The following is a 7,145-nucleotide window of genomic DNA, read 5'->3' on the forward strand; positions in this document are numbered from 1 at the left end:
TGGGGTGAGTTATTAGGCGATCCAGCAATTACTACCGCTATATTAGATAGGATTATGCACAGAGCGGAAATTATCCATTTAAATGGAGACAGTTATCGCATGAAACATAGAACTTCTATCTTTGGAGCAAAAACTGCTTCAAATTAATTATCGAAAACTGTATCTTTTTACTTGACGGTTACATTTTCCCTAAAAAGATGTCATAATCAATACAAGTTGAAATGAAAATGTAATACTTTTTATGCATTTTTCCATCACAAAAGATGTTATAATTGCAGGTGGATAAGCGACATAATCCCAAATAATTTTTGTCTTTTCAACAATCAAATAAAGTGAGAGTTTCGTTGAAAGTGTGATGATAATGATTGAAATGAGAAACGTGTCGAAAACATATGCAAACGGTGTACCTGCATTACATAGTATCGACGTCGTTATCGAGAAAGGTGAATTTGTTTATATCGTTGGACCTAGTGGTGCTGGGAAATCAACGTTTATTAAAATGATATACCGGGAGGAAAGGCCTACAGAAGGGAGTGTTTTCATCCAAGGTTCGGATATAGGAAAGTTAAAAGAAAAACAAATTCCTTATCTCCGTCGCAAAATTGGCGTTATTTTTCAAGACTTTAAACTTCTTCCTAAACTGTCAGTCTTTGAAAATGTCGCATTCGCATTGGAAGTGATTGAAGAGCCACGAGACGTCATCCGTCAACGGGTGATGGAAGTGCTCGATATCGTTCATTTGAAAAGCAAAGCAAGGTTTTTACCCGATGAGCTATCCGGAGGAGAACAACAGCGTGTTTCCATTGCGCGAGCGATTGTCAATGATCCCCACGTCGTGATTGCAGACGAACCGACAGGCAATTTAGACCCGGAAACCGCTTGGGAAATTATGGATATCCTAGAAGACATTAACCGGCGTGGCACTACTATACTTATGGCTACCCATAATCAAAGCATCGTAAACACGATTAAAAAACGAGTCATTGCGATTGAATCCGGAAGAATTGTGCGAGATGAATGGCGAGGAGGGTACGGATATGAAAGGTAGAACCCTCGTTCGTCATGTGAGAGAAGGGTTTAAAAATTTAGGGAGAAACGGTTGGATGAGTTTTGCTTCCATTAGTGCGGTCACCATCATGCTCATTGTTGTTGGAGCATTTTTATTGCTAGTGATGAACATCAACCATTTCATCCAAACGGTGGAAGAAGATGTGGAAGTGCGAGTGTACGTTGATTTAACAGCTACGGAAGAAGAGCAAAAAGAATTGGCGGAAGAGTTGAAACAGATTGATTACGTGGAAAGCATTACATACTTGAGTAAAGATGAAGGATTAGATCAATTGATTGATAGCCTCGGTGAAGAAAATAGGGAAGTGTTTGAATCCCTACGCGAAGAAAACCCTCTCAACGATGCCTTCATTCTCCACGCCGAAGAACCCCAACTAACAAAGCAAGTAGCAACAAGTGCGGAGAACCTTTCTCATGTAGAACGGGTGAACTACGGAAAAGACGTGGTTGAGCAATTGTTTACGGTCACAAACGTATTGAGAACGGTTGGAATTGTTCTTATTTTAGGTTTAACATTCACAGCAATGTTTTTAATTTCCAACACGATTAAATTGACCATTGTCGCTCGCCAAAAAGAAATTCAAATTATGAAACTTGTAGGAGCAACGAATGGTTTCATTCGCTGGCCATTTTTTGTTGAAGGTTTTTTATTAGGAGTGCTTGGCGCTATCATTCCAATCGCGATTATTATTGGTGGATATCAATATTTATACGCTAATTTTATGAACCAACTATCCATAGATTTCGCAGAACTACTACCTGTTTTCCCACTCACGCTTCAAGTGTCTGCGCTTTTAATTGGTATCGGAGCGCTCGTTGGCGTGTGGGGAAGCCTCATGTCAGTGCGGAAATTTTTAAAAGTATAACAATCAACTACATACAATGGAGGAGGAAATCTGGAAAATGTCGAGTCAATGGTTGAAGACTTTGCTTCTTTTTTCCTTTGTTTTTGTCAGCTTTTTTGTTGTCGATGGGGGAAATGTAGCGGAAGCAAGTTCCAGTTTAAAACAAAAATTAATTGAGATAGAAGAAAAACGAAATAGTAACGATCAACAAACAAAAGAAACAAAAAAAGAAATAGAGAAATTAGAAAAAGAAATTAAAAAAGTTCAAGAAGAAATGAAAGAGTTAGACGAAGAAATTACGAGTACGAATGAAAAAATGATAGAAAAAGAAGAAGAAATTGAAGAAACGGAAGAACGGATTGAAAAATTAAAAGAAAGAATTAAAGAATTGGAAGAACGAATTGAAGAGCGTGACGCTCTTTTAAAAGAACGAGTTCGTATCATGTATCAAAATGGCGGCTCCGTCAATTATTTAGAAGTATTGCTCGGTGCGAAAAGCTTTGGTGATTTTCTGGATCGAGTGGCTGCGTTAAACACCATCGCAGAACAAGATAAAGAAATTCTTGAAGCTCATATAAGAGATCATGAAGAGTTGGAAGCAGCGAAAGAAGAAGTGGAAGAACAACTAGCTTCTCTTGAAGAGAATCTAGCAGAACTTGAAAAATTGAAAAAACGTTTAGATAAAAAACAAGCAGAGAAACAAGCTATTTTAGGGGATTTAGAAGAAGAAGGGGATCTTTTGAGCGACGTGCTTTACTCTCTTGAAGAAGAAGAGGAATTGTTAAAAAGACAAGAAGAAGCGGCACGTGCTGAACTAAAAGCGTATGAAGAAAGAACGAAAGCAGCTTCTTCCGGTTCGAATGCTTCCTCCTCCCGTTCCTCAAACTCCGTTTCAAGCGGATCCCATGCTCCGTCCGAGACAGGAGGAACATTGCTAAGACCGGCTACCGGAGCGCTTACTTCTCCGTATGGAATGCGTGGCGGTCGCATGCATCACGGTATTGACATTGGGCAAGGAGGTCGCTCCAATGTAGCGATTGTAGCAGCGGAGTCGGGAACAGTCGTACAAGCTGGCTGGATGAATGGTTATGGAAATACAGTGATGATATCTCACAACATAAACGGAAGACAAATCACGACATTATATGCTCACATGTCATCCATTCATGTTTCAGTAGGTCAACGCGTTTCCCGTGGTCAACAAATCGGAATTATGGGAAACACCGGTAAATCGAGAGGACCTCACCTTCATTTTGAAGTGCACGAAGGCCCGTGGAATGGAGCGAAATCCAACTCTGTGAACCCAATAAAGTATTTATAGGTCATTCATTTGAACTATCACATGATAACTCCCACCTGAAGTCAATAGGTGGGAGATGATTGTTTATTGACAAGTGCAATTTTTGGGATCAAAGCTGATGAATAGTTTGAAAAAATTTTTTTCATACGAACCGACAGGAGCTATTATAAGGAAAAATGATCTTTTATACGTTCTATGTCATTTACTTGTTGTGCAATTTCTTTTTCTAATTCATGGATGATGGATTCACTATTCTTAATTTTTTTTCCATATATGTTCACTTGATCCAATAACTTTTTTGTTTGTTGATATAAATCTTGTTGAAAGGGTAGAAAGTTGTCAAGTGAATGGATGAATTCATTATCACCGATTTCTTTCTTCAAACGATTCAATTTTGTATGCATTTCTTCCTTAAAATGAGTTAAATCAGCAATCTTCTCTTGATTTTTCTTTTTTTCTTCCTCCATCTTTTGAATCTTTTCGTGTAAATTTTTTTTACTATGCTCCCATTCTCTTTTTGCGTGTTGAAACTTTTTGTGTAACTCTTGCATCTCTTGCTCTTTTTGTTTGTTTTCAGCGATGAAATTCTGTAATTTTTTTTCAAGACTTTCTTTTTCGGTGATTAAGGAATTATTTTTGTTAGTTATATCTTTGTAATGTTGGTAGATGTCATTTAATTTTTCTTCTAAGGTGGCTCCTTCATTTTTTATGGATAATTTTTGACTAAGCTGATGAATTTCTGTTGTAATTCCACTAATCTTATTGGTCAAGTTTCTGTTTGCTTCCTGCAAGTTATTTATCGTATTGTTTTTTCTTTCGATTTCAAGAGTTCCTTCTTTTTGCAAGTCGAGAAACTGAGCTTTGTAGTGAGCAGCTTCCTCTTTTAGCTGTTCATTTTCTTTTTCTAAAGCATCTATGACCTTAAAAGGCTTCCGTCTCCTAAGACTTTTTAATTTTGCTTTATATTTCTCAAGCTCTGACTGATAATGAATGACCTTTTGTTCTAAGTCAAACTCATCTCTATGATAAATCTTGGACTCATCCGTCATCCTGATCTCCCTTTCTTATAACAGGTGGGCAAATGGCTGTAGTTATCCTATGCAACGAAGATGAGAACGTGAGCTTAAAATAAAAAATCCCGTGAATGTAATGATTCACAGGTGTTAGTAGAGGAAATCAATCTCTTAAAAAGAAACCTTGATTGAATTGTTAGAAGGAAAAGAGATATCTTTGTCTTGGAAGTAAACAATACTGTCGATGACAGCCGTTATTTTTTTTTCTGGTTTTACAATGGTTATTTGAAAGTTAGGTAAAGCAATACTTTCTCCAGGAGAAATGTGAGGATTATCTATTGCTCCTATCCAATACTCTCCTCGTTCCTGCGCTTTCTGGAACCAATCATTATCCATAAACTTCCAACCCCTTAGACCACCTTCTGTACCGTGAATCCCTAGTGTTTTTGTCATGGATGGTGGAAGAATTTGCCCTCCTATACTAATTTGTTCCGCAGGGTGAACTTTTAAACAGATGAGAGGATTTTCTAATACCAAATCACCGGTGTTTTTAATGTGTAAATCTCCAGTTGCAATAAATTGTTCTTTTGAACGGGATGGAAAGACGGTGTAATTAAAAAAAATCTCTGCATGTGTTTTTTTGTTGGAAACATTTGAATTGCTGTCTTTAACGAATGATAACAAGTCCTTTTTTCTTTTACTTGGAGTAATGGTTTTTTCTTTTCTGTCTTCTTGTAGAAATGGTGATAGGGTGGCAGAGGTAAAAGATAACGCAGTACGTTTCTCTTTATTGCTGAAAAAAAGGGAGATTGACAGAGAAAAAACAAAACATAACTTGTCCTGAAAAGACTGTAATTGTTTGGATTGATATTGTTTAGGAAGAGTACTTTTTAGAGAAATGGAAGATTGTGGAATGTCATTTTTTTTACTTATACATTCGTAGTCAATATCGAATGATTTGAGGTAATACTGAAGAAGAGCAATCAGCTCTTCGTATTTGGCAGTAAGACGATAAAAAATAATTATTTTAGGAGCATTCAATGATTCTGAGAATGAAGGGGTAGTGAGTTTCATATTTAAGTTGATATCTTGGTCTAAAAAACCTGTGTTCTCTTCCAATTGAATACCTGTTTTATCTAGATATTGTTTTAATTCTTTGATGAAAGATGTTTGAAAAGGCTCTTCTCTATCTTTTGCTTCTATTACAATGTTAATCCTTTGAGACTGAAGACCTGGAGTCACATGGACATTTTTATCTTCTATATTCCACTTTACTTGAAAACCCTGTTCTTCACAGTACTGTGCAAAAGGAATAATTGAGCTACCCGTCACTTTACCGACCTGCTTGTTTTGATAAAAGACATTAAGTTCCATTGCTTTCCCCCCGAATTGTCTATGAAGCAATCATGAACCATTTTATGAATCATTAATGAATTTATGATAGTAAGAGTTTACTGTTTTATTGAGACAATGCCGAGTGCCCATACAAAATATTATTCTTTCCATATCTTATAGTGTGATAAAAATATTTTCATGCATTAGGAAGGATGGATAGAAGTGAAAAAGCGTAAACCGATTAGGGGTTCGCAAACACCAACACCTACTCCAACTCCTATACCAATTGATCCTAATGATTTGGCTCCGGAATGCATTAGGGTAGATAAGGTGTATGATTGGGTTTTTTTCTCTAATCAGTACGAAAATAAGAACTTTATTCCAGATGAGGCTTGTCGTACGGCAGTTAGTGAAGCAATTGCTGCTGGAGATACAGTAGATGTAGAGTGTTCCCCTCCTGACCTTAACGATGTCATTTGTAACGCTACGATTATTGAAAACGGAAATCCAGGTCGTGTTTCCATTGTATGGACTGTGCCTGTGGAAGTAACAATCATCATTAATGGGAACGAAGCATGTACATTTACTGTTCGCGTACAATTTGACGATGAAATTATGTTGTGTGTTCCTGAAGGGATTACAGCAGAAAATATTAACTGCAGAGCAACCGATGTTCAGTGCCGAAGCAATCGACCATTAATGGGTCCGGATCCATTTGGACCGATGATCCCAGTACGAGTGTTGTTATGTAAAGATGTGCAAGTAGAATACCCTGTGAAATTAGAAGTCTTGGCGAAGTTCTGTTTTCCACGTCCAAACAATATACCTGTCCCTGAAGAAGTACTTGAGTGTCCGTTAGATGCATTAGAGTTCCCGCCACAATGCCCAGATATTTTCCCACCGGCTAATGTAGAGGGGCAGGCAACTGCTTTAGCAAGAAACGAGGAAACAGTTGCCACGTTTGGTCCTGGAGGAGCGGCTGGGGCTGGTGGATTCACCACACAACAAGCAAATAATGGAATTATCGTGGTAGGGACTTCAACATTAGAAGCGGAATTAGGGCAAAATTGTTCTTTGGCTAATAGTAACTTCACTTACACATTCGATGATACAGAAAATGGACCAACACCAACACCGACGCCAAATCCTTCACCAGAAGACGAAATATTTGATTACAGCTTTACTATGGTACCAACAAGATTTAACGGAATTGAAGTAGACGAAGTAAATGACGCTTTAACTGCTTTTGGAGAAGGAGAACGTTCATTCAATGGAACAACAGAGCATGTATTCTTTGAGCTCCGTGTATTCACTAATCCACAAAGCTTCCAGCTCATTTTACGAAATACTGCAGGTACCCAAGTGTTTGACAGTGGAATTGTAGATGCATTGGTTAGATACCAAGAGTGTGATACTTTTGCAGATCTTCTTAACAATAACAACAATAACAGTTAACTGTAGAAAGCATTCCTGTAATGAAGAAATTTGAGGTTTAACAAAAAAGAGCCTCCTTGGTATAGTACAGGATGTCGATGCATCGACTCCGAAATTAGAAAACCAAGGAGGACTCAAAATGAATTATAC

Annotated in this window: 7 protein-coding genes; 5 read left to right on the forward strand and 2 right to left on the reverse strand. The window is 37.6% G+C overall.

What is annotated here, in order from left to right; all coding sequences use genetic code 11:
- The 4 genes from GJS40_RS10840 to GJS40_RS10855 all read left to right on the forward strand — a co-directional run.
- Positions 1-147 (forward strand): ATP-binding protein (locus GJS40_RS10840; protein WP_270897886.1); only part of this gene is annotated, 147 nt, incomplete at its 5' end.
- 214 nt (positions 148-361) lie between these two features.
- The gene (gene ftsE / locus GJS40_RS10845) at positions 362-1,048 is read left to right on the forward strand and encodes a cell division ATP-binding protein FtsE (protein ID WP_270897880.1); all 687 of its coding nucleotides are present in this window, start codon (positions 362-364) and stop codon (positions 1,046-1,048) included.
- Positions 1,038-1,934, forward strand: a complete 897-nt coding sequence (gene ftsX / locus GJS40_RS10850) for a permease-like cell division protein FtsX (RefSeq protein WP_270897881.1) — start codon at positions 1,038-1,040, stop codon at positions 1,932-1,934. Before ftsE ends, ftsX begins: the two co-directional genes overlap by 11 nt.
- A 37-nt stretch (positions 1,935-1,971) precedes the next feature.
- Positions 1,972-3,234, forward strand: a complete 1,263-nt coding sequence (locus tag GJS40_RS10855; RefSeq protein ID WP_270897882.1) for a murein hydrolase activator EnvC family protein — start codon at positions 1,972-1,974, stop codon at positions 3,232-3,234.
- A gap of 143 nt (positions 3,235-3,377) precedes the next feature.
- Here the strand turns inward: GJS40_RS10855 and GJS40_RS10860 are convergent, their stop codons facing one another.
- Together GJS40_RS10860 and GJS40_RS10865 are read right to left on the reverse strand one after the other, a co-directional pair.
- Positions 3,378-4,262: a hypothetical protein gene (locus tag GJS40_RS10860; RefSeq protein WP_270897883.1), complete on the reverse strand. Its 885-nt coding sequence runs from the start codon at positions 4,260-4,262 to the stop codon at positions 3,378-3,380.
- A gap of 135 nt (positions 4,263-4,397) precedes the next feature.
- Complete coding sequence (locus tag GJS40_RS10865) at positions 4,398-5,600, reverse strand: hypothetical protein (RefSeq protein ID WP_270897884.1); 1,203 nt, start codon at positions 5,598-5,600, stop codon at positions 4,398-4,400.
- A 183-nt stretch (positions 5,601-5,783) separates the two neighbouring features.
- Here GJS40_RS10865 and GJS40_RS10870 point away from each other — a divergent pair, with 183 nt between their 5' ends.
- Entirely contained in the window at positions 5,784-7,016 is a 1,233-nt protein-coding gene (locus GJS40_RS10870; RefSeq protein WP_270897885.1) for a BMQ_0737 family morphogenetic spore coat protein, read from the forward strand.
- The last annotated feature ends 129 nt before the right edge of the window (positions 7,017-7,145 follow it).

The sequence above is a fragment of the Aliibacillus thermotolerans genome (assembly GCF_027853235.1).
Lineage (GTDB): Bacteria > Bacillota > Bacilli > Bacillales > Marinococcaceae > Aliibacillus > Aliibacillus thermotolerans.